The organism is Micromonospora sp. NPDC049004, from assembly GCF_040649315.1.
Lineage (GTDB): Bacteria > Actinomycetota > Actinomycetes > Mycobacteriales > Micromonosporaceae > Micromonospora.
This window is the reverse complement of record NZ_JBEZFG010000004.1, coordinates 94443-115644: the sequence shown is the minus strand read 5'-3', so window position 1 is coordinate 115644 and position 21202 is coordinate 94443. Positions and strand designations below refer to the sequence as shown.

The following is a 21202-nucleotide window of genomic DNA, read 5'->3' as shown; positions in this document are numbered from 1 at the left end:
TGTTGCGCGGATCAAGAAGGGTCAGCAGGCCGGGTTGGCAGCGGGGCACAGTCGCCGGGCGGCCGTGCGGCCCAGCGCCTCGAGATCCGCGTCGCCCAGGCCCAGGTCCGGACTGGGCTCCAGGACAGTGACCAGGTCGCCGACCCGGACCACGACTGTCATCCCGACCGGGCTGGAGCGCTCGAGGGTCCTTCCGGAGGCCGGGCCACGGGGGGCGAACGGCACGTGCCGCACCAGAATCGACTCGTCACCGGCGAAGTTGCTCGCCGCCGTCTCCCAGGCGTGCTTGCTCTCGTTCGGCGTCGTCTCGCCCGCCGCCTCGACGGATTCGGCGAAACGCCACTCGGGGCAGGCGTCGAGCAGCGCCCTCAGGTGAGTGAAGAGTCGCGCGCTCACCAGCGGATCGAGCCGGTAGACGTCCTGGCTGAGTTCGACGCGTACCGCTGCCCTGCCGTCCTTGCTCCGCGACAGCAGCGTCTGCGACCGCGAGTAACGGGAGTACGCGGGGATCGCCGACACGCCCCGGTCGTCACCGCACCTCTGCAACGTCGGATCCAACCTGACGACTTCACCGAGGCCGGCGTCGCCGAGCTGCACGGCGTTCTTCACCGGCACCTCGGTGACGGCCAGCAGGGAGTCAAGGGGGATGTCCGCCCGGACGGGGCTCTGCGGCAGCGCAGGCATGGTGGCAGCGGGCGGAGCCTCCGGCCGGGCCGTCAGGGCGTACGCCGGGCCGGTCACCGCCGCGAGCACCGCGACCGCCGCAAACGCGACGGTGCGACGCCGACGCCTGCGGGCCGTCGCCCGGATCTCTTCCGGCTCCGGCCACCTGACGTCACGCAGGTCCCGGTGGATCCGTTCGACGAATGCCGCGTCGTCACGCATCGGTGGCCTCCTCCAGATCAGAGACGGCGAGCAGACCGGCGAGCGCGGTACGCCCCCGGGAGAGGCGGGCCTTGACCGTGCCCACCGGGGCGGCGGTCTCCCGAGCCACCTCGGCGACCGGCATACCCATCAGGTAGTACAGGGCGATGGCGGTGCGCTGCTCCTCGGGCAGTCGACGCAGCGCGGCGACCACCTCGACCGTGTCGGTGCCCGGCCCGGGAACGGTTTCGGTGGCGCCGTGACGCAGATACGCGCGGGCGCGACTGCGCAGGCTGCGCCAGCGGCTGACCGCGATGCGGCTGGCCACCACCCGCACCCACGCCTCCGGGTCGTCGTACCCGCTGATCGTCGACCAGCGCTGCCACGCCCGGATGTACGCCTCCTGCACCGCGTCCTGGGCCTCCACCCGGTCGCCGGTGAGGGCGTAGACGAAACCGAGCAGCCGTTGTCGGCTCCCCCGGTAGAACTCGTCGAACCCGTCGACGTCCGGCACCCGCTACCTCCCCGTGTCGGTCGCAGGGAACACGCGCCGGACACGGCCGTCGGTTGCCCCGGTCAGGCGATCATCTTCTCCAGCTCGGCGAGCGGGAACGCGCCGGCCGCGATCCGCTCCCGGGTGGCCCGCCGTACCGCCCGCTGCACTGCCACGTTGGCCGGCGTCGGCACGCCGTGCAGCGCGACCTCTCCGTTGAGGTGGTCGACCTCGGTCGAGCCGGCGCCCCGGGCGAGGCTCTGCCAGGTGGACCCACCGGTGCGGCCCGCGCCGTCGACCGGGCGCTGCTGCACCAGGTCGCCGCGTTCGGCCTTCTCCTCGTCCGGGGAGGTGTGCGGGATGCGCGCGGCGGCGAGCGCGGCGACGCCCTCGGCGCGTACCCGCTCGGCCAACGCGTCGGGGATGTCCTGCCCGAGCAACGCCTGGAGGCCGTTGCCGAGGTTGTTGAGCAGCTTGCCGTACTTCCAGCGCAGCACGTCCGTTCGCACCGGCGCGACGAAGCCGGCGGCGGTCAGGTCGGCGGCGATCGCCCGGTCGGTGTCGTCGGCGCCGACCGGGTACCGGCCGATGTGGAGCATCCCGGGGTGCGGGTGCCCGTTGGCCACCACCACGCCCGGGTCGAGGTGGGTGGCGGGCAGCCAGACGCAGACCGGGTGCACGTCGGCGAAGAGCCGCAGGGCGGCCCGCTCGTTGGCCACCCCGTTCTGCGCGGTGACCAGCGGCAGCCGCTCGCCGGCCGTGCCACCACCGGCGACCGGCGCGTCCACCCACGTCGCCAGCGCGGCCTCGGTATCCTGCGACTTGACGGTGAGCACCAGCACCGTGTCGGCCGGCAGCGGCCGGTCGTCCGGGCCGTCGACGGCGGCGAGCCGGGCGGTCACGTCACCGTCGGGCTGGCGCAGCGTCAGGCCGCGCTCCCGGATCGCGTCCAGGTGCCCGCCGCGCGCCACGACTGTCACGTCCCGGTCGGCCTGCGCCAGTCGTACGCCGATGGTCCCGCCGACCGCGCCCGCCCCGATGATCACGTATCGCATGGCCTCATTCTGCCCGCCGCCCCGCGGCACCCCGTCGATCATGGAGCCATGGTGCCCGAATACATAAGGATTGCGGCTTTGGTGGCCACCACAACTCCATGATCGACGGGGAGGGGGCCGGGGATTAGAGGGTTAGGCCGGCGTCGGTGAGGATGGGGCCAGCTAGCAGCAGGGCGCCGGCGACCAGGGCGGCCAGGTTGACCAGGGCGAAGACCGTGACCCAGAAGAACGCCGGGAACGGGGTGAGTCCGGCGAGCTGGTCGGCGTCGGAGGCGGGCATCCGGCCGCGCGAGCGCAGCCGTTGCAGCTCCACCACCGGCCGCACCCCGCCGAGCAGCAGGAACCACACCCCGGCGTACGCGAACGCGGCCTGCACCTGCGGCGTCGCGTACCAGGAGACGGCGAACACCAGCGCCCCGGTGACCAGCAGCGACACCACACCGAACGCGTTTCGGATCATGACCAGCATGGCGAGCAGCAGCGCCACCGCCACCCAGAGCAGCAGCGTGATCCGGTTGCCGCCGAGCAGCCACGCGCCGGCCAACCCGATCAGCGGCGGGGCGACGTACCCGGCGAGCAGGGTCAGGATCATGCCCGGTCCGGTGGGCCGACCGGCGGAGAGCGTCAGCCCGGACGTGTCCGAGTGCAGCCGGATGCCACGCAGCTTGCGACCGGTGAGCAGAGCGACGAGCGCGTGCCCGCCCTCGTGGGCGATGGTGATGGCGTTGCGGGCGATCCGCCAGGGCAGCCGGGTGGACACCACCACCAGCGCGACGGCCGCGGTGATCAACACCAGCAACGGGGGCGGGTCCGGCTGCGCGCCGAACAGCGTGTCCCACATCTCGCCCAGTCCGTCGATCGACATCATGGGGCGCGAGCCTACCGGCGGCGTTCCGTGTCGCTGCCGAGGCACCGGCTCGTATCCTTTGAGACTGATCGGGTGGCGAGTGAAGCGGGAGGTGAGGGCCGATGAGCGCGGAACCCCTGGGACACCACGTCGGGCTCTGGACCGAGGCCGACTATTTCGCCCTGGGTGAGACCCCGGACCGCATCGAGCTGCTCGACGGGAGCCTGATCGTGAGCCCTGCCCCGAGCCGATGGCACCAGCGGGTGTCACGCCGACTGGCGAACAGCATCGAGGCAGCAGCTGATCCTGGCGGTCTGTTGGTCTATGAGGCGATCAACGTCCGGCTCGGCGTCGACCGGGTCGTCATTCCGGATCTCGTCGTGACCGACATCGACGACGACGGCGCCTTTCTGGACGCCGAGCGGGTGACCCTCGTCGGCGAGATCGTCTCGCCGGGCAACGCTGCTGCTGACCGCCTGGTCAAGATGCAGCTCTACGCGATCGCGCGAATCCCCTGGTACCTGCTGGTCGAGCAGGACGGCAATGGTCACTCGCTGCGGCTCTACCGGCTCGACGGCGAGCACTACGTCGAGGAGCAGGTGGCCAAGGCCGGCGAGACGTTGAGCATCGTCGAGCCGTTCCGTTGGCAGCTCGACCCGGCCACCCTGCGCTGATCGCTTCCGCACGGCAATCCCCGGGAGCCACCGACAGTCGTCGATGAAAGTTTTCTCTACAGCTATTGCGATCAAGGGCACTTACCTCCAAAGATGGGCGTCAATAGACCGGCGTCCCTGGAGGCACTCATGGCCCGTACCCGATCATCGCTGCGCCGCGCGCTCGCGGCCGGCCTCACAGTCCTCGCCGCCGCCGCGGCGACAGTGGTCGCGACCGCCGGCCCGGCGGCGGCAGCCACCACCGCAGGCGTCGACGTGTCCAACTACCAAGGCAGCATCAACTGGACCAGCGTCCGCAACGCGGGCATCGAGTTCGCCTTCATCAAGGCGACCGAGGGCACCAGCTACAAGGACCCGCGCTTCAACGCGAACTACGTCAACGCCTACAACGCCGGGGTGATCCGCGGGGCGTACCACTTCGCCCGGCCCAACATCTCCGCTGGCTCGACCCAGGCCAACTACCTGGCGTCCAACGGTGGCGCGTGGTCGGCGGACAGCCGCACCCTACCGGCGGCGCTGGACATCGAGGGCAATCCGTACGCTGGCGGTTACTGCTACGGGCTCAGCACCACGGGGATGCGCAACTGGGTGCAGGACTTCCTGAACACCTACCGGTCCCGCACCGGCCGGTACGCGGTCATCTACACCACCGCCAGCTGGTGGAACCAGTGCACGGGCAGCTGGACCGGCCCGTGGGCCAACCACCCGCTCTGGCTTGCCCGCTGGGCGAGCACGCCGGGTGCCCTGCCGGCCGGTGCGCCGGTGTGGAGCTTCTGGCAGTACACCAGCAGCGGCGCCGTCTCCGGGATCAGCGGCAACGTGGACCGCAACTACTGGAACGGTGACCGGAGCCGACTGATCGCACTGGCCAACAACACCTGATCGGGCGGTTGGCGGCAGCGGGATCGACGGTCACCTCACGGTCGACAATCGGTCCGGCTGCCGCCACGCCACCGCGTACGGGTCAGGCCCGCCGTCGGCTCAGGGCCGGCATCTGGGTCTCGCTCAGGGCCTGCGCCCGAGCCTCCTCGGGAGCAAGCGCTCCCCGCCGGCTCAGCCGCCAGGCGCCCACCCCGCAGACGGCCACGGTCACGACACTGAGCAGTGCGATGAACGCCGGAACCCCCGCGGCGACCAGCAGCAGCACCGCGTCGCCGAACGCGACGAGCATCCACAGTGCCAGTCGGGGCTTGGCGTCCCTCCGTCGGTAACCCATGTCGTACCTCCTTCCGTCGTCGAAGGTCAATTACCCCGGACGACGCAAGGTCATGCGAATGAGTTTCAGTCCTGACGGTCGGGCACGAAGCCCTTGGCGATCCGGTCGAAGTTCGGCAGGTTGGCCTGCCAGTCCTTCTCCGCGATCTCCCACCGCAGCGCGTAGCCACGGTTGCTGGCCGTCACGAAACCCCGGTTACGGACGTGGATCCGAGTCCCGTCCCGGGTCTCCAGCCACTCCCAGTCGCCGCAGGTCTTCCAGAACGTGCACCGCCTGATGCCGATCAACTTGTAGTCGTTGACGAGATTCTTGCGGCCGCTCTCGAGGCTCTCCCAGTCCTTGACCGCGTCCTTCTTCGGGTTGGGAGTCCACTGCACCAGCAGCTCACCCGGTCCGTTGGCCTGGTCGAAGACGACCGTGTTGCCATCGGGCTGGCTGCGTATCCAGCCGTCAGGGATCGGCAGCGTGAAGCCGGCCGGGTCCTTGTGCAGCTTCCAGCCAGCGGGCAGCGCGTTCGGGTCGGCCGACGGCGTGGCCGAGGGCGTCGGTGCGCCGGTGGTGGGCGGAGGCGCCGCCGGAGCGGAGGACTGCGCTGGCGCCGACGTCGCGGCCGCCCCGGTCGTCGGATCGGCCTGCGGGCTCTCGGTGTCGTCGCCCTTGGTCAGCATCGGCACGATCACCACGAGACCGACAAGCAGCAGGGCCACCAACGCACCGATCAGCACGTTCCGGCGGGTGTTGTTCGGCTTCGTACCGTCGAACGCCGGCACCGCCGCGCGCCCGGCCGGGCTCACCGGGGGCATGACCGACGTGGGGGTCGAGGGTTTGCGCTGCTCCGGCGCCACCGGCGGCCCGTCGACGGCCGTCGGCTCGTCGTCGGCGTCCGTTTCACCGTCGTCGGCGGCCGCCGTCGCGGTCGGCTCGGCCTCGGCCGGCGTGGTCGGGCGGTCGATCGTCGCGGTCGGCTCGGCCGGCACCGTGGCCGTTGGCTCGGCGTCCGCACCCGCGGGCACGACCTCCGTCGGCGAGGCGTCGACCGCTGCCGGCCCGGCCGCGGCCGCGGCGACCGGCGGCGGGGTACGCGGTGCAGGCGGCGACACCGGGCGGGCGGCGCTCTCCTCGGCGGGGCGCGGCGCCGGCACGAGCGGCGGGCGCGGCTCCCGTGGACCGTTCGGCCCCGGCCGGCGTACGCCATCGAGCAGTGAGATCCCCCGCGCCCGCTTGCCTCCGGCGCGGCGCAGCAGCCGCTCGGCCACCTCCGCGGTGATCCGCTCGTTCGGGTCCTTCTGGAGCAGCCCGGTGAGCACCGCCTTGAGCGGGCCGGCGTTCTTCGGCGGCGGCATCGGCTCGGTGGCCAGCGCGGCAAGCGTGGCGATCGCGGACGGCCGCGCGTACGGCGACTTGCCCTCCACCGCCGCGTAGAGCGTCGCGCCCAGCGACCACAGGTCGGCCTCCGGTCCGGCGGTGCCCTCCCGGGCCCGCTCCGGCGAAATGTACGCGGGCGAACCGAGCACCATGCCGGTGCGGGTGACGTTCGGGTCGCCGGGGATCGTGGCGAGACCGAAATCGGTCAACACGACCCGGCCGTCGTCGCCCAGCAGCACGTTGCCCGGCTTGACGTCGCGGTGCATGACGCCCGCCTTGTGGGCGGCGTTCAGCGCGCCCAGCACGCCCAGGCCGATCTCGATCGTGCGGGCCACCGACACCGGCCCGTCCTCGGCGAGGGTGTCCTGCAGAGACTTCGACGCCACGTACTCCATGACGATCCACGGGTCGCCATCGGTGCGCAGAACGTCGAAGATGCGTACCACGTTGACGTGGTTGAGCCGGGCGATGGCCCGCGCCTCGCGCAGCGACCGCTCCCGCATCTCGCGGCGTTCCTCGTCGGTGAGGCCGGGCGGCGGCACCAACTCCTTGATGGCGACGTCGCGGTGCAACACCTCGTCGCGCGCCTTCCACACCCGACCCATGCCGCCCTGGCCGAGCGGCGACAGAAGCCGGTATCGGTCAGCGACGAGTTGGGGAAGCGCGTTCGACATCGGTGAGACGGTACCCGGAGCCGCCGACGCTCACACCGCCGGCACGCCACTGTTCGCGTCGGATGACTTCGAGCCGCGTACCCTGGCGGCATGTCTGCCGAAGAGCCGCTGTTCCGGGTCGTTCGCGGCGTGCCCACCGCCGAGGAGTTGGCCGCTCTGGTCGGCGCGGTGATCGTGCGGTCCCGCCCGGCCGCCACCCCCGCGCCGGTTGCCACGTCCGCGTGGGCCCGCAGCGGTCGCCCGGCCCGCCCCGACACCTGGCGTGCCTCCGGCCTTCCTCGCCTTTCTCGCTGACCCGGGTCGCCCCGGTGGGGGCTGCCAGGATGGCGTGCAGCCGTTAACCTCACTCAGGGAAACGGTGCCGTGACGGATAGGGAGGATCGATGATCCCCGAAGAGGACCAGCCGGCGCCCTGGCTGCACAGCTACGGCGGCATCGAGGCCGACATCCGCCAGCTCCGCGAGTTCGCCGACCGGCTCGCCGCCGACGTCGAACGCAACTACGCACCCCACCTGTCGTACATCGCCGACGACATGTCCGCGAAGGTGCCCAACCCCTGCGACGCGTTCATCGAGCTGGTCACCTTCCTGCACGCCCACCACGAGACGCAGCAGGCCACCGCCGACATGGTGTACGCCGTCCGGGGCGCAACCGGCCACCTCGCCGCCGTCGCCGACCGGGTCGCCACCCAGTACGCCGACAGCGACGCCTTCTCCGCCGCCCGCGCCGTGGACGTCCAGCGGGCCCTCGCCGACCCCGGCACCGTCCTGCCCGGCGGCCGGACGCCGACGCTGACCGACCCCACCGGCCCCGAGAGCCAGAGGCCGGTGGTCCTGCCATGATCGAACGAGGTGGCGGCCGCACCTCCGGCCAGACCGACTGGCACCTGATGGACGTCAACAGCATGTGGGCGTGCCTCCAGGACCACGACACCACCAACCACTGGAAACAGGTCGCCGGCTGGCGCAAGGTCTGCGACCTGGCCCAGATCCACCTCGGCCGACTCCAGGAGTACCGGCGCGGGCTCGCCGAAGCCTGGCCCCCGGAAACCAGCGCCGCCTCCGGCACGTACCTCGCCCAACTCGACGACCTGATCGCCAAGGTGCAGCACACCCACGACGCCGCCGCCGCCAACTACACCGCGCTGTCCGCCGCCACCCAGGCCATCGGCGCCACCCGCGCCGAGCTCCGCAAGATCCACGAGGAGTACGCGACCAAGCTCCAGCAGAAGCAGGCGTACGACGCGACAGCCGCCGACCCTAAAGCGATCATGGGTAACCGGGTTGTCGAGTCACCGGTGACGGACGGCGAGCTGGAACGGCTGAACGTGCAGGCACGGGCCATGATGTTCAACCTCAGCGGCGAACTCCAACAAGCCCAAGCCACCCTCCAAAAACCCCCTGTGGCGCCGAGAATCTCAAGGCAACCAGACAACCCTGATGTCTACGGCGGGCAGACAACACCCGTTATACCGCCGATCATGCCGGTACCTCTGCCCTCTCCCGCCGCCAATTTGCCGAGCGTGCCTCCGCGGCCGCCTTCTGCGCCCTCGCCCTCACCAGGGCCGACAATCGGCCCAATATTAGGCGGCGCCACCGCTGGGAACTTCCCACCACCCAGCATCACACCGTCCGCCGTTCCGTTGCCGGGAGCGGGGGGATCGCCCACCACTATCGGCCTTGGACCAATACCCACACCACCCTCAATATCGGGAGTCCTAGGGCGATCGCCAGACCTGCGCAAGGGACCGTCCGGCCCACCCGGAAGGCCGGTCAGCGAAGGCACCGAAGCAGCCAGCTCCCGCCCCACGCCTCCTAGCCGCTCCGCTCCATCGGCTGGCGGTCTAATCGGAGGGATGCCAGGCTCAGGCACCGGTTCATCCGCCAACAAACCCACGCCACCTCGAAGGGTCAATCCAGTCGGCGGGGTCATTGGCGGCGGCGGTGCCGGCACCTCTCCCACTGGCGGTGCAGGCACTCGACCAAGCGGAGGCCGTAGTTTCGTTGGGAGCCAAAATCTTCCAATCGGTGGGGCACCCGGAATTAGCGGGAACAACAGATCGCACGCTCGACCAGAAGGAAATGATTTACCCTCGTGGGATCCTGACCACCCATGGGAAACAGAACAAGGTGTAGCACCGGTAGTCCTTCCACCGGAGGGAGAAGGGCCAATCGATCCCGGACCGGCTATTGGTCTTAACAAGTGATCGAGTCGCTCCGATCGGTCGCACTTGGGCTCGCTTTGGCCGTAACATTGCTGCCAGCCGCGCCTGTGCACATGTCACCCGATGCAGACCTAATCCGAAGCGATCAATGGCATCTGCCCTTTCTGCACGTCTCCGAGGCGCATTCGGTGAGCCAGGGATCGGGGATCGTCGTAGCGGTGCCAGACACTGGGGTTGACCCTCACCCCGATTTGCGAGAAAACCTCCTGGAAGGCACGGATGCAATCCCAGGAGGTGAGGGCCATGGGCGCCAAGACCGGGACAGCCACGGGACGTCGATGGCCGGTTTAATAGCTTCCCACGGGCGAAATGACCAAGGAGCCCTTGGAATCGCACCGAAGGCGAAAGTCCTGCCCATTTTCGACACCCCGCCCGGCGGCAACGGCGAGCCGGACGCTTTAGCCATTGGCATCGAGTTCGCCATCAAGAGCGGCGCGGATGTAATAAGCATTTCGGCAGTCGCTGGCGCTAGTGTGCGACTTCAGCAAGCCCTAAGAGCCGCTCAAGACGCCAATATCGTAGTCGTGGCTGCTGCAGGAAATCAGCCCGCCGATACGGGCGTGCGCTACCCCGCCACCGAGGAAGGCGTAATTGCTGTTGGTGGCGTTGATCGCAACGGACAGCATGCCGCCGTTTCGGTGACCGGCCCGGAGATCGACGTGGTCGCACCGGCGGTCGATATCTACAGCACCAGCTACGGCGGAAAGTACTCGAAGGGCACGGGCACTTCGAGCGCGACGGCGATTGTGGCTGGGGCGGCGGCGTTGATCAGGTCGAAGTACCCCTACCTGCCGGCGCAGGAGGTGGCCCATCGGCTTACGGCCACAGCCATCGACAAGGGTCCGCCGGGCCGGGACGACGAGTACGGGTACGGCGTGATCGATCTTGTGGCAGCGCTGACGGCAGACGTACCCCCGCTGGGGTTTGAGTCGGTGAGCGCTCCGGCCGGCGCTGGACCGACCACGACGGCCGACGCTCGGCCTGGCGGGGACGATGATGGCGCGACAGCTCGCGGTCTCGCCACTCTCGCCGTGATCGTGGCCGCCGGTGTCGGATGGGCGCTGGTGGCGCATCGTCGGCGGCGTGGTGATGATCCGCCGCCCAGAATCAGTCGCTGATCGGCCGGAGCGCGTTGATCGACTCGGGGTCCTTGATATCGGGGTGTCCGGGCGGCGGGATACCCCGATATCCATGAAGTCGAGTCGATCATGGAGGGGCCGAAGGGTTGATCGACTTTATATCGGCGATGTGGGGCTTTCGTGGCTGGTTGATAGGCCGATATCCGCGATGTGGAGTGGATCAAGAGCGCCAGGCCGCGTGGACATGAAGCGCCAGGCCGCGTGGGCATGAAGCGCGGGGCCGTGGCGTGAGGAGCACGGCGTTGGGGGCCACGCGGGGGCGGGTGGACCGGTGGTGGGTGGTGAGCCGGTAACGTCGGGCTGGTGTCTGATTCTCTGCCGCTCCGCCTCGTGCTCGCCTCGGCCAGCCCTGCCCGTCGTAAGTCTCTCCAGGCCGCTGGCATCGAGCCGGAGGTGCTGGTCAGCGGGGTGGACGAGTCCCTGGTGGTGACCGATCGGGCCGAGGAACTGTGTCTGGAGTTGGCTCGGCTCAAGGCGGAGGCAGTCCTGGCCCGACTGAGCCCGGCCGCAACGGCAGCCGAGCCAACCCGCACCAACCCAGGCACGAGCCCGAACGCAGGCACCAGCACGAACGCAGGCACGAGCCCAGGCACCAGCCAGCGGACCCTGATCATCGGCTGCGACTCGGTGCTCGAGTTCGACTCGGAGATTCTCGGCAAGCCGGCGGATCCGGCCGACGCCACCCAGCGTTGGCTGCGGATGAGGGGGCGCAGCGGTGTCCTGCACAGTGGGCACTGCCTGATCGACGGCGTCAGTGGGCGGCGCGCGGAGGCGGTTGCCTCGACGACAGTCCATTTTGCGGACATCAGCGACGACGAGATCGCCGCGTACGTCGCCACCGGCGAGCCGCTGGCGGTGGCGGGCGCGTTCACGATCGACGGGTTGGGCGGGCCGTTCGTGGAACGGATCGAGGGCGACCCGGGGACCGTGGTCGGATTGTCGATGCCGCTGCTGCGTCGGCTCCTCGCCGAACTGGGGCTGCAGATCACGGACCTGTGGACAACTGTCGCGCCGGGCGGCCAATCGGTCGAGCCGATCGGTAACGTCCGGTCATGACCACGAAGTCGATCCCGCTCACCGACGAGTTGCACGCGTACCTGGTCGCGCACGGCGCCCCACCGGACGAGATCATCCAGGATCTCGCCGAGGAGACCCGGTCGCTGCTGCCCGAGCACGCCTCCATGCAGGTGGCACCGGAGCAGGCCGCGTTCCTGACGTTCCTGACCCGGCTGCTGGACGTACGGCAGGCCGTCGAGGTTGGCACGTTCACCGGCCTGTCGGCGCTGGCCATCGCAAGGGGGTTGCCCGAGGGCGGGCAGCTGACCTGCTTCGACATCTCCGAGGAGTTCACCGGCATCGCCCGGCGGTACTGGGCCCGCGCCGGCGTGCAGGACCGCATCGACCTGCGGATCGGCCCGGCCGGCGAGACGCTGCGGGAGTTGCCGCACGAGCGTCACCTGGACTTCGCGTTCATCGACGCGGACAAGACCGGGTACCCGGTCTACTGGGCCGAGCTGGTGCCCCGGATGCGGCCGGGCGGGGTGATCGCCGTGGACAACGTGCTGCGCGGCGGGCGGGTGCTCGCCCCGCGGGACGCCAACGACCGGGCGATCGCCGCGTTCAACGACGAGGTGCTCGCCGACGTACGGGTCGACCCGGTGATGCTGCCGATCGCGGACGGCCTCACCCTCGCCCGGGTCCGCTGACCGCCGCGCTCTGATCCACTCGGGTTCCTGGAAATCGCGGCATCCTCGGCGGTAGGACACCCCAACTTTCAGGAACCCGAGTCGATCAAGCCGGGCCCGGGGTCAGGCCGGCCCAGGGGCGAGCGTCAGCGGACGCTGCGGGCGAACTGGCGGGCGGCCCAGAAGACTCCCAGCGCGGCGAGGACCGCCGTGATGGTGAGGCCCTGCCAGACCTTGTCGCTGCCCAGGTCGCCGGCGAAGAGCGCGCGGGTGCCGTCGACCGCCCAGGAGAACGGGTTCCAGTCGGCGATGCCCTGCAGCCAGCCCGGTGCGAAGGTCAGCGGCAGCAGGATGCCGGAGAGCAGCAGCACCGGCTGCGCCACGGTGTTCATCAGTGGGGCCAGCGCGTCCTCGCTCTTGACCTTGAGTGCGACGCCGTACGAGACGGCCGAGGTCATGAGCGCGATCAGGGCGAGCATGAGGTACGCCAGCAGCAGGTCACCGATGAACACCCGCAGGTCGAACAGGAGCGCCAGCAGGGTGATGATGACCGCCTGCACGATGAGCGAGACCACGTCGCGCAGCGAGCGGCCGAGCAGCAGGGCGAGCCGGCTGATCGGGGTGACCCGGGACCGTTCGATGACGCCGGCGCGCAGCTCGGCGATCAGGCCGAAGCCCTGGAACAGGCCGCCGAAGATGGCCAGCAGCACCAGCAGACCCGGCACGAAGATCTTGTAGGCGGCGGCCTGGGTGGGCGCGTTCAGGGCCGGCTTGAGTAGCGGGGCGAAGAGCAGCAGGTACATCACCGGCTGGAACACGCCGACGAAGACCCAGACCGGGTTGCGCAGCAGGAGCTGGATCTGCCGCTGGAAGATCAGCCACGTGTCGCGGGCGAATTTCATGAGTCGTCTCTCCGGTGGTCAGGACTCGCGCAGCGAGCGGCCGGTCTTGGTCAGGAAGACGTCGTCCAGGCTGGGCCGGTGCAGCTCGATCGAGCGCAGCTCCAGCCCGGCGTGGTCGAGTCGGCGCAGCACCTGGGGAATGGCGGTGGCGCCCTCGTCGACGTAGAGGCGCAGGCCGCCCTCGTCGGCGGTCTCCAGCTTGTTGACGTACGCCTCGCCGTCGAGCGCCTGGGCGGCCTGCGGGGTGGCGGCCAGGTCGAGGCCGACGAGCACGACGTCGCCGGAGATCTCCCGCTTGAGCTCGGCCGGGGTGCCCTCGGCGACGACCTCGCCGTTGTCCATGATCGCGATGCGGTCGCAGAGCGCGTCGGCCTCGTCCAGGTAGTGCGTGGTGATGAAGACCGTCATGCCGTCGTTGCGCAGGCGCCGGATCTCGTCCCACATGTGGGCGCGGCTCTGCGGGTCGAGGCCGGTGGTCGGCTCGTCCAGGAAGACGATCTTCGGCTCGTGGATGATGCCGAGCGCGATCTCGACCCGCCGGCGCTGGCCTCCGGAGTAGGTCTTGCACTTGCGGTCGGCGTACTCGGTGAGCTGGAAGGCGGCCAGCGCGCGGGCGGCGCGCTGCTGCGCGTCGGCCTTGCCGATGCCGTACATCCGGGCGTGCAGGACCAGCTCCTCACGGGCTGTGGACTCGTCCCACGTGCTGCCGCCCTGCGGGACGTACCCGATCCGGCGGCGAACCTCGGCCGGATCCTTGCGCAGGTCGGCTCCGGCGATGGTGGCCTCGCCGCCGTCGGGCTCGATGAGCGTGGCGAGCATCCGCAGCGTGGTGGTCTTGCCGGCGCCGTTGGGGCCGAGGAAGCCGAAGATCTCGCCCTCGGCGACCTGAAGGTTGACGCCCCGCACGGCGTCCACCGTCTTCGTCTCTCGACCCGCGCGGGAGCGGAACGACTTCCGCAGCCCCCTGGTCTCGATCATTTGTGCTCCTGGTCGGTCGGGCCGGTCGCGCCGGCCGTCGAGTGGGACGACGCCGGACGGCGCACTCCCCCGCTGTGCCGCCAGCAGGCTAACGCGATATAACTCTTCTAGTCAACGTTGATTATTCCGTGGCAGTCGGAGGCCGCGACTCCTGGCGGTCCTTCCACCCCGACCAACCCTCGGCGTTCTCCAGCTCAGCAGGCAGGTACGACACTCCCGAGTCGATCCGTTCCGCGATCCGGTCGCACCACCCCATCTCCGCCTCCGCCCGCGCCGCCCACAGCTCGAACATCCAACCCACGTGCGCCGGCTTGCGGTTACGCACCCAGTCCGACTCCAGGGAGGCGCGCATCGACTCGACGCCGGCGCGCAGCAGATTGGCCCGGTTGCGCAGGGCCGCGGCGGCCTCGGCGCGCGGCATGGCGGGCAGGAAGGAGAAGGCCACCGCGAAGGGGTCGGACGGCTCCGTGAGGTTCCACCAGGAGTTGCGCAGCAGCGTCTCGAACTCGTCCTCGCCCTTGGGAGTCACCTCGTAGGTGGTCCGGGCCGGACGGGCGCCGACCTGCTCGGTGGCGACGGCACGGAGCAGCCCTTCCTCGGTGAGCTTGCGCAGCGCGTGGTAGATCGAGCCGGGCTGCACGTTCGCCCACTTGTCGGCGCTCCAGCTCAGCAGCTCACGGCGCACGTCGTAGCCGTGCACGGGCTGCATCCACCGCACCAGACCGAGAATCATCATTCGAGTCGCAGACACCACACAAGCGTAATAGCCAAGTTTGACTAACTTCAGTGCCGCACCCCACACTGAGCGATCGTTAGGGTCGGCACGGGTGGCCGATACACTCCCGGTCAGTAACCTGCCGGGAGGAGCCACGAGGTGCGCAAGGTACTCATCGCCAACCGCGGCGAGATCGCCGTCCGGGTCATCCGCGCCTGCCGTGACGCCGGCCTGGGCAGCGTCGCCGTGTACGCGGACTCCGACCGCGACGCCCTGCACTCCACCCTCGCGGACGAGGCGTACGCGCTCGGCGGGGACAGCGCGACCGAGACGTACCTGCGCATCGACAAGCTGCTCGACGTCGCCGCCCGGGCCGGCGCCGACGCCGTACACCCGGGTTATGGGTTCCTGTCCGAGAACGCCGACTTCGCCCAGGCGGTCATCGACGCCGGGCTGACCTGGATCGGCCCCACCCCGCAGGCGATCCGCGACCTGGGCGACAAGGTGACCGCCCGGCACATCGCCCAGCGCGCCGGCGCTCCGCTGGTCCCCGGCACCCCGGACCCGGTGGGCAGCCCCGACGAGGTGATGGCGTTCGCCGTCGACCACGGGCTGCCGGTCGCCATCAAGGCCGCCTTCGGCGGTGGTGGGCGCGGCCTCAAGGTCGCCCGGACCATGGAGGAGATCCCCCAGCTCTTCGAGTCGGCCACCCGCGAGGCGGTCGCGGCGTTCGGCCGGGGCGAGTGCTTCGTCGAGCGCTACCTGGACCAGCCCCGGCACGTCGAGGCGCAGGTCCTCGCCGACCAGCACGGCAACGTGATCGTGGTGGGCACCCGGGACTGCTCGTTGCAGCGCCGGCACCAGAAGCTCGTCGAGGAGGCCCCCGCGCCGTTCCTCACCGACGCCCAGCGCGCCCAGATCCACGACAGCGCCAAGGCGATCTGCCGGGAGGCCGGCTACCACGGCGCCGGCACTGTGGAATACCTGGTCGGCAAGGACGGCACGATCTCCTTCCTGGAGGTCAACACCCGGCTCCAGGTCGAGCACCCGGTCACCGAGGAGACCGCCGGCATCGACCTGGTCCGCGAGCAGTTCCGGATCGCCGACGGCGAGAAGCTGCGGATCACCGAGGACCCGACGCCGCGCGGGCACGCCATCGAGTTCCGGATCAACGGCGAGGACCCGGGCCGTAACTTCCTGCCCGCGCCGGGCACCGTCACCACGCTGCGCCTGCCCACCGGCCCGGGCGTCCGGGTGGACACCGGCATCTCGGCCGGCGACGTGATCGGCGGCAATTTCGACTCGCTGCTGGCCAAGGTGATCATCACCGGTGAGACGCGGACCGAGGCGTTGGAACGCGCCCGCCGCGCGCTGGACGAGATGGTCGTCGACGGGATGGCCACCGCGCTGCCGTTCCACCGCCTGGTCGTGCGGGACGAGGCGTTCACCGCCGAACCGTTCACCGTGCACACCCGGTGGATCGAGACCGAGTTCCACAACACCGTGCCGCCGTTCGTCGCCGCCGCCGGCGCCGTCGAGGCGCCGGAAGAACGCGACACCGTCGTGGTCGAGGTCGCCGGCAAGCGCATCGAGGTCAGCCTCCCCGCCGGCTTCGGCGGGAGTACGACCACCGCGGCACCCTCCTCCCGCAAGCCGGCCCGGCGCGGGGGCGGAGCCAAGGCGGGCGCCCCGGTCGGGGGCGACGCGCTCACCTCCCCCATGCAGGGCACCATCGTCAAGATCGCGGTGGCCGAGGGGGACACGGTGGCCGAGGGCGACCTGGTGGTGGTGCTCGAGGCGATGAAGATGGAGCAGCCGTTGCACGCCCACAAGGCGGGTACGGTCAGCGGGCTCACCGCCGAGGTCGGCGCCGTCATCACCGCCGGCGCCGCCATCTGCACCATCGCCTGAGGGGCGAGCGCGAGATCTCTGCTGCGGGTGGAGCAGCCGCGGCCGACCCCGGCGGTGTGGGTCGGTTACGCGGTCGGCGGCAGCGGCGTGCGCGCGTTCCGGACGGCGTACCGGTGGAGGGTGACGCCCTCGTCGAAGCGCGCCTGCTCGATCAGGTCCAGCTGGAGCGGCTCGTCGAGGCTGTCGAACAGCGGGCGGCCGGCGCCGAGGATGACCGGGTGCGTGAAGAGCAGCAGCTCGTCGAGGAGCCCGGCCCGCAGCAGCGCCGTGGCCAGTGTGGCGCCGCCGACGCCGATGTCACCGTCGGTCCGTCGCCGCAGCTCCGCGAGCTCGCCGACGGCATCGTCGCCACCGATGATCTCGGTGTTGTGGTCGGCGCTGGTACGCGTGCGGGAGACCAGCACCTTGGGCTTCGACGTCCAGATCTCGCCGTACTCGCGTAGGTAGCCGGGCAACGACTCGTCGTCGCGCGCCGCCGGCCAGAAGCCCTCCATCGTCTCGTAGATCGTGCGCCCCTGGACCAGGAGCGACAGCGCCCGCGCCCGCGTGTTGAACTCCTGGTGCAGTGGCTCCCCGATGCGCAGCCACTCTCCACCGCCCTGCTCGCCGGGCGCCCGCTCGATCAACAGATCGGCGGACACGTTCATCCAGTACACGAACCGCCCCGACATGGGCCCTCCCTCAGTGATAGCGATATGCAACTGCTTCGACCTACCCTAGGATGAAGTGATAGCAGAGTGCAATCACTTGCCGGGGAGGGCGTGATGGATTCGGTGCCACGCTCGGGTTGCCCGATCAATCAGGCGGTGGAGGTTCTGGGCGATCCGTGGGTGATGCTCGTGCTTCGGGACATCATGTTCGGCAACCGGCGGCACTTCCGCGAGCTGCTCGCCGGCAGCGAGGAGGGCATCGCGCCGAACATTCTCAGCAGCCGCCTGCGGCGCATCGTCGACGCGGGCCTGCTCACCCGCGAGGACGCCCGACGGGGGCAACGGGCGGCCTACTCGCTCACCGAGGCGGGCATTCAGACACTGCCGATCATGGCAGCGTTCGGCTCGTGGGGGCTGGCCCACCGTGGTGGCGAACGTCGCCTGCGGGTGCGCGCCGAACTGCTCCGCGACGGCGGCCCTGAACTGATCACCCGCCTGATGGACGACCTACGCGAGGTGCACCTCGGTGTCCCCCGGCCCGATCCGCACGCCCGGCGAGCGGTCGACGAGCTTCGCTCGGCCTACGAGACAGCCACCCGCGACCGATCCGATCCGCCGGAACCGCCCACCTCGTGACGGACCCCACCACCCAACGGCGGCTCCGGCGCACGTGCCGGCCGGTGACCCGCCGCACAGGACCGGGGGGTGGGGGTGGTTTGAGCCACCAGCGGCGGCAGGAGTGGGCGCGAGCAGGAATGATGTTCAGGTGCGCTTCCTTCACGGCGCGGTTCCCGCGCACGACCTGACCTATACCGACGTCTTCATGGCGCCGGCCCGCTCCGACCTCGGCTCCCGGCTGGACGTCGACCTGTCCACCGGTGACGGCACCGGCACCACCATCCCGCTGGTGGTCTCGAACATGACGGCGGTCGCCGGGCGGCGGATGGCCGAGACGGTGGCTCGGCGGGGCGCGATCGCCGTGATCCCGCAGGACATCCCGATCGAGGTCGTCGCGAACGTCGTCGCCTGGGTCAAGCAGCGACACCTGGTCTACGACACACCCATCACCCTGGGCCCCACCGAGACCGTCGGGGACGCCATCCACCTCCTGCCGAAGCGGTCGCACGGCGCGGTGATCGTTGTCGACGAGGCCGGTCGGCCGGTGGGCGTGGTCACCGAGGCGGACACCACGGGCGTGGACCGGTTCGCCCAGCTGCGGCACGTCATGTCCACCGAGCTGCACACCGTCCCGGCGGACGCGGACCCGCGTACCGGCTTCGACCTGCTCTCCGCCGGCCGGCGCCGGCTCGCCCCGGTGGTGGACGCCGACGGTCGGCTGGTCGGCGTGCTGACCCGGCAGGGCGCGCTGCGGGCCACCCTCTACACGCCGGCCGTGGACGACCGGGGGCGGCTGCGCATCGCCGCGGCAGTCGGGATCAACGGCGACGTCACCGGCAAGGCCGCCGCGCTGCTGGAGGCAGGCGTGGACACGCTTGTCGTGGACACCGCGCACGGCCACCAGGAGCGGATGATCTCGGCGTTGCGGGCGGTCCGCAAGCTGGACCCGGGCGTTCCGGTGGCGGCCGGCAACGTCGTCACCGCCGAGGGGGTACGCGACCTGGTCGAGGCCGGCGCGGACATCATCAAGGTAGGTGTCGGGCCGGGCGCGATGTGCACCACCCGCATGATGACCGGCGTGGGCCGACCGCAGTTCTCCGCCGTGCTCGACTGCTCGACGGCGGCCCGCGAGCTGGGCCGGCACGTCTGGGCCGACGGCGGCGTGCGGCACCCGCGCGACGTGGCGCTCGCGCTCGCCGCCGGCGCGTCGAACGTGATGATCGGCTCCTGGTTCGCCGGCACCTACGAGTCTCCCGGTGACCTCTACACCGAGCCGGACGGTCGGCGGTACAAGGAGAGCTTCGGGATGGCCTCGGCGCGGGCGGTCAGCGCGCGTACCGCCGACGACAGCCCGTACGACCGGGCCCGCAAGGCGGTGTTCGAGGAGGGCATCTCCTCGGCGCGGATGTATCTGGACCCGACCCGGCCCGGCGTCGAGGACCTGATCGACGAGATCATCGCCGGGGTCCGTAGCGCCTTCACCTACGCCGGAGCACGGGACCTGACGCAGTTCCACGAGCGCGCGATCGTCGGCGTGCAGAGCGCCGCCGGCTTCACCGAGGGGATGCCGCTGCCGACGAGCTGGTAGCAGCGCCGCTCGGGGCGGACGGCTCGGGGCGGGTGCGGGGCAGCCGGGCGCAGGCCACCAGGCCGATCAGGAGGAAGCCGGCGGCGGCGAAGGCCGCGTACCGGGTCGCGTCGGAGAAGGCGATGCGGGCCTCCCGGGCGATCGGGGCGGTACGCGGGTCTTCCGCCAGGCCCCCGATAGCCGCTCCGGCGCTCTCCTTGACGGCCGTGACCACCTCGTCCCGCTGCCCGGCGTCGAGGCCCGGCTGGTCGGCCAACCGGTCGCCGAGGATGCCGCCGAGGCTGGCGAACAGGACGGTGCCCAGTACGGCGATGCCGAGCGCCGAGCCGACCTGCCGGGCGGTGCTCTGCACGCCGGAGCCCTGCCCGCTGCGCTGCACCGGCACCTCGGAGAGCGACACCCCGGTCAGTTGGGCGGTGGCCATTCCGACGCCGATGCCGTAGACGAAGAGGAAGCCCAGCGGAGCCCACCAGCGGGTGTCGGGTGCGACGACGAAGCCCAACCCGGCGACCCCGACCAGTTCGGCGGCGACGCCGAGCTGGACGACCCGGGCGGCGCCGAGGCGTTGGGTCAGCGGGGCGCCGATGCCGCTGGCGAGGAAGCTGCCCACGGCGAGTGGCAGCAACGCCAGACCGGTGTCGAACGCGCTGTAGCCGAGCACGTTCTGGTACCACAGCGGCAGCGCGAAGAGCAGCCCGAATTCGCCGAGGCTGACGATGGCGGCGGCGAGCACGCCGTTGCGGAACGACCCGATCCCGAACAGCGACAGGTCGAGCAGGGCGGGCCGGCCGACGCGGTTGCGGCGGAGCTGGTGACCGAGGAAGACGGCGAGCGCCGCGAGGCCGAGCAGACCGGCCACCGGTACGGGCGAGAGGGTGACGTTCCAGTCCAGCCCGAAGAGGCTGAACGGCTTCTCCCGCTGCCACCAGCCGTAGGTGCGACCCTCGATGAGGGCGAAGACGACGCCTGTCATGCCGAGCACGGAGAGCAGCGCGCCGATGATGTCGATGCCCCGCTCGGCGCGGTCGTCGCGGGACTCGGCGACCAGCGCGAGGGTCACCGCGACGACTGCCACGCCGACGGGGACGTTGATGCCGAAGGCCCAGCGCCACGAGTACTCGGTGGTCAGCCAGCCGCCCAGCAGCGGGCCGAGGGCCGCCGCACCGCCGATGGTGGAGCCCCAGACGGCGAAGGCGATACCCCGGTCCCGTCCGGTGAAGTTGGCGTTCAGCAGCGAGAGCGAGGTGGGCAGCATCATCGCGCCGCCGACGCCCTGGAGCACCCGGGAGGCGATCAGGGTCTCGCCGGAGCCGGCCAGGGCGGCCAGGACGCTGGCTGCCACGAAGACGACCACCCCGGTCACGAACATCCGGCGGCGTCCGGACCGGTCGGCGAAGCGACCGGCGACGAGCAACAGCGCCGCGAAGACCAGGGTGTACGCCTCCTGGACCCACTGCGCGTCCGTCGAGGTGATGTCGAGGTCCCGGATGATCTGCGGGACGGCGACGTTCACGATCGTGGCATCCACGATGATCATCGCGACGCCCAGGCTGATCGCGAACAGCCCCCACCAGCGTCCGCGCCCGTTCTCGGCCATTGACTCT

21 protein-coding genes are annotated in these 21202 nt (G+C 70.7%); 10 read left to right on the top strand and 11 right to left on the bottom strand.

The genetic code is table 11. The features are described from left to right. Nucleotides 1-21 precede the first annotated feature (21 nt). The 4 genes from AB0B97_RS13875 to AB0B97_RS13860 all read right to left on the bottom strand — a co-directional run bounded on the left by AB0B97_RS13875 (nt 22) and on the right by AB0B97_RS13860 (nt 3280). The gene (locus AB0B97_RS13875) at nt 22-885 is read right to left on the bottom strand and encodes a hypothetical protein (RefSeq protein WP_357493617.1); all 864 of its coding nucleotides are present in this window, start codon (nt 883-885) and stop codon (nt 22-24) included. Next, nucleotides 878-1378 (bottom strand): SigE family RNA polymerase sigma factor, encoded by a 501-nt coding sequence (locus AB0B97_RS13870; RefSeq protein WP_266248870.1) that lies wholly within the window; start codon nt 1376-1378, stop codon nt 878-880. The genes AB0B97_RS13875 and AB0B97_RS13870 overlap by 8 nt, the downstream gene beginning before the upstream one ends. A 62-nt stretch (nt 1379-1440) precedes the next feature. Further along, nucleotides 1441-2412: a 2-dehydropantoate 2-reductase N-terminal domain-containing protein gene (locus AB0B97_RS13865; protein WP_357493614.1), complete on the bottom strand. Its 972-nt coding sequence runs from the start codon at nt 2410-2412 to the stop codon at nt 1441-1443. A 124-nt stretch (nt 2413-2536) separates the two neighbouring features. Next, entirely contained in the window at nt 2537-3280 is a 744-nt protein-coding gene (locus AB0B97_RS13860) for a M50 family metallopeptidase (RefSeq protein ID WP_357493612.1), read from the bottom strand. A 101-nt stretch (nt 3281-3381) separates the two neighbouring features. Here AB0B97_RS13860 and AB0B97_RS13855 point away from each other — a divergent pair, with 101 nt between their 5' ends. Together AB0B97_RS13855 and AB0B97_RS13850 are read left to right on the top strand one after the other, a co-directional pair. Next, nucleotides 3382-3933 (top strand): Uma2 family endonuclease, encoded by a 552-nt coding sequence (locus tag AB0B97_RS13855; protein WP_357493610.1) that lies wholly within the window; start codon nt 3382-3384, stop codon nt 3931-3933. A gap of 129 nt (nt 3934-4062) precedes the next feature. Further along, the gene (locus AB0B97_RS13850) at nt 4063-4815 is read left to right on the top strand and encodes a GH25 family lysozyme (RefSeq protein WP_357493608.1); all 753 of its coding nucleotides are present in this window, start codon (nt 4063-4065) and stop codon (nt 4813-4815) included. 82 nt (nt 4816-4897) lie between these two features. Here AB0B97_RS13850 and AB0B97_RS13845 read toward each other — a convergent pair whose 3' ends face one another. After that, complete coding sequence (locus AB0B97_RS13845; protein ID WP_234589102.1) at nt 4898-5149, bottom strand: hypothetical protein; 252 nt, start codon at nt 5147-5149, stop codon at nt 4898-4900. A gap of 65 nt (nt 5150-5214) precedes the next feature. Further along, nucleotides 5215-7188, bottom strand: coding sequence for a protein kinase (locus tag AB0B97_RS13840; RefSeq protein ID WP_357493606.1), 1974 nt, complete (start codon nt 7186-7188; stop codon nt 5215-5217). Between the two features lie 90 nt (nt 7189-7278). Here AB0B97_RS13840 and AB0B97_RS13835 point away from each other — a divergent pair, with 90 nt between their 5' ends. The 5 genes from AB0B97_RS13835 to AB0B97_RS13815 all read left to right on the top strand — a co-directional run bounded on the left by AB0B97_RS13835 (nt 7279) and on the right by AB0B97_RS13815 (nt 12257). Further along, nucleotides 7279-7482, top strand: a complete 204-nt coding sequence (locus AB0B97_RS13835) for an acyl-CoA carboxylase subunit epsilon (protein WP_357493604.1) — start codon at nt 7279-7281, stop codon at nt 7480-7482. Between the two features lie 89 nt (nt 7483-7571). Continuing rightward, nucleotides 7572-8030: a hypothetical protein gene (locus AB0B97_RS13830; protein ID WP_357493602.1), complete on the top strand. Its 459-nt coding sequence runs from the start codon at nt 7572-7574 to the stop codon at nt 8028-8030. A gap of 1435 nt (nt 8031-9465) precedes the next feature. Then, complete coding sequence (locus tag AB0B97_RS13825) at nt 9466-10530, top strand: S8 family serine peptidase (RefSeq protein WP_357494267.1); 1065 nt, start codon at nt 9466-9468, stop codon at nt 10528-10530. A gap of 324 nt (nt 10531-10854) precedes the next feature. Beyond that, entirely contained in the window at nt 10855-11607 is a 753-nt protein-coding gene (locus tag AB0B97_RS13820) for a Maf family protein (RefSeq protein WP_357493600.1), read from the top strand. Next, entirely contained in the window at nt 11604-12257 is a 654-nt protein-coding gene (locus AB0B97_RS13815; RefSeq protein ID WP_234587394.1) for an O-methyltransferase, read from the top strand. The genes AB0B97_RS13820 and AB0B97_RS13815 overlap by 4 nt, the downstream gene beginning before the upstream one ends. Before the next feature lie 125 nt (nt 12258-12382). Here the strand turns inward: AB0B97_RS13815 and AB0B97_RS13810 are convergent, their stop codons facing one another. From AB0B97_RS13810 to AB0B97_RS13800, 3 genes are all read right to left on the bottom strand, one after another. After that, nucleotides 12383-13138 (bottom strand): ABC transporter permease, encoded by a 756-nt coding sequence (locus tag AB0B97_RS13810; protein WP_007455563.1) that lies wholly within the window; start codon nt 13136-13138, stop codon nt 12383-12385. An 18-nt stretch (nt 13139-13156) separates the two neighbouring features. Beyond that, on the bottom strand, nt 13157-14116 hold the full coding sequence (locus AB0B97_RS13805) for an ATP-binding cassette domain-containing protein (protein WP_234587392.1): 960 nt from the start codon (nt 14114-14116) through the stop codon (nt 13157-13159). Between the two features lie 121 nt (nt 14117-14237). Beyond that, nucleotides 14238-14852 carry a PadR family transcriptional regulator gene (locus AB0B97_RS13800; protein WP_357494265.1) on the bottom strand — a complete coding sequence of 205 codons (615 nt, stop codon included), beginning with the start codon at nt 14850-14852 and terminating at the stop codon, nt 14238-14240. Between the two features lie 138 nt (nt 14853-14990). On the opposite strand from AB0B97_RS13800, the gene AB0B97_RS13795 reads away from it, so the two are divergent. Then, nucleotides 14991-16742, top strand: coding sequence for a biotin carboxylase N-terminal domain-containing protein (locus AB0B97_RS13795; RefSeq protein WP_357493597.1), 1752 nt, complete (start codon nt 14991-14993; stop codon nt 16740-16742). Nucleotides 16743-16807: 65 nt separating this feature from the next. On the opposite strand, the gene AB0B97_RS13790 is transcribed toward AB0B97_RS13795, so the two are convergent. After that, nucleotides 16808-17413: a dihydrofolate reductase family protein gene (locus AB0B97_RS13790; protein WP_357493595.1), complete on the bottom strand. Its 606-nt coding sequence runs from the start codon at nt 17411-17413 to the stop codon at nt 16808-16810. Between the two features lie 93 nt (nt 17414-17506). On the opposite strand from AB0B97_RS13790, the gene AB0B97_RS13785 reads away from it, so the two are divergent. Both AB0B97_RS13785 and AB0B97_RS13780 read left to right on the top strand, forming a co-directional pair. Then, on the top strand, nt 17507-18028 hold the full coding sequence (locus AB0B97_RS13785; protein WP_357493593.1) for a helix-turn-helix domain-containing protein: 522 nt from the start codon (nt 17507-17509) through the stop codon (nt 18026-18028). Nucleotides 18029-18158: 130 nt separating this feature from the next. Next, nucleotides 18159-19598 (top strand): GuaB1 family IMP dehydrogenase-related protein, encoded by a 1440-nt coding sequence (locus tag AB0B97_RS13780; protein ID WP_357493591.1) that lies wholly within the window; start codon nt 18159-18161, stop codon nt 19596-19598. On the opposite strand, the gene AB0B97_RS13775 is transcribed toward AB0B97_RS13780, so the two are convergent. Continuing rightward, nucleotides 19564-21195: an MFS transporter gene (locus tag AB0B97_RS13775; protein WP_357493590.1), complete on the bottom strand. Its 1632-nt coding sequence runs from the start codon at nt 21193-21195 to the stop codon at nt 19564-19566. The genes AB0B97_RS13780 and AB0B97_RS13775 overlap by 35 nt on opposite strands. Nucleotides 21196-21202 lie beyond the last annotated feature (7 nt).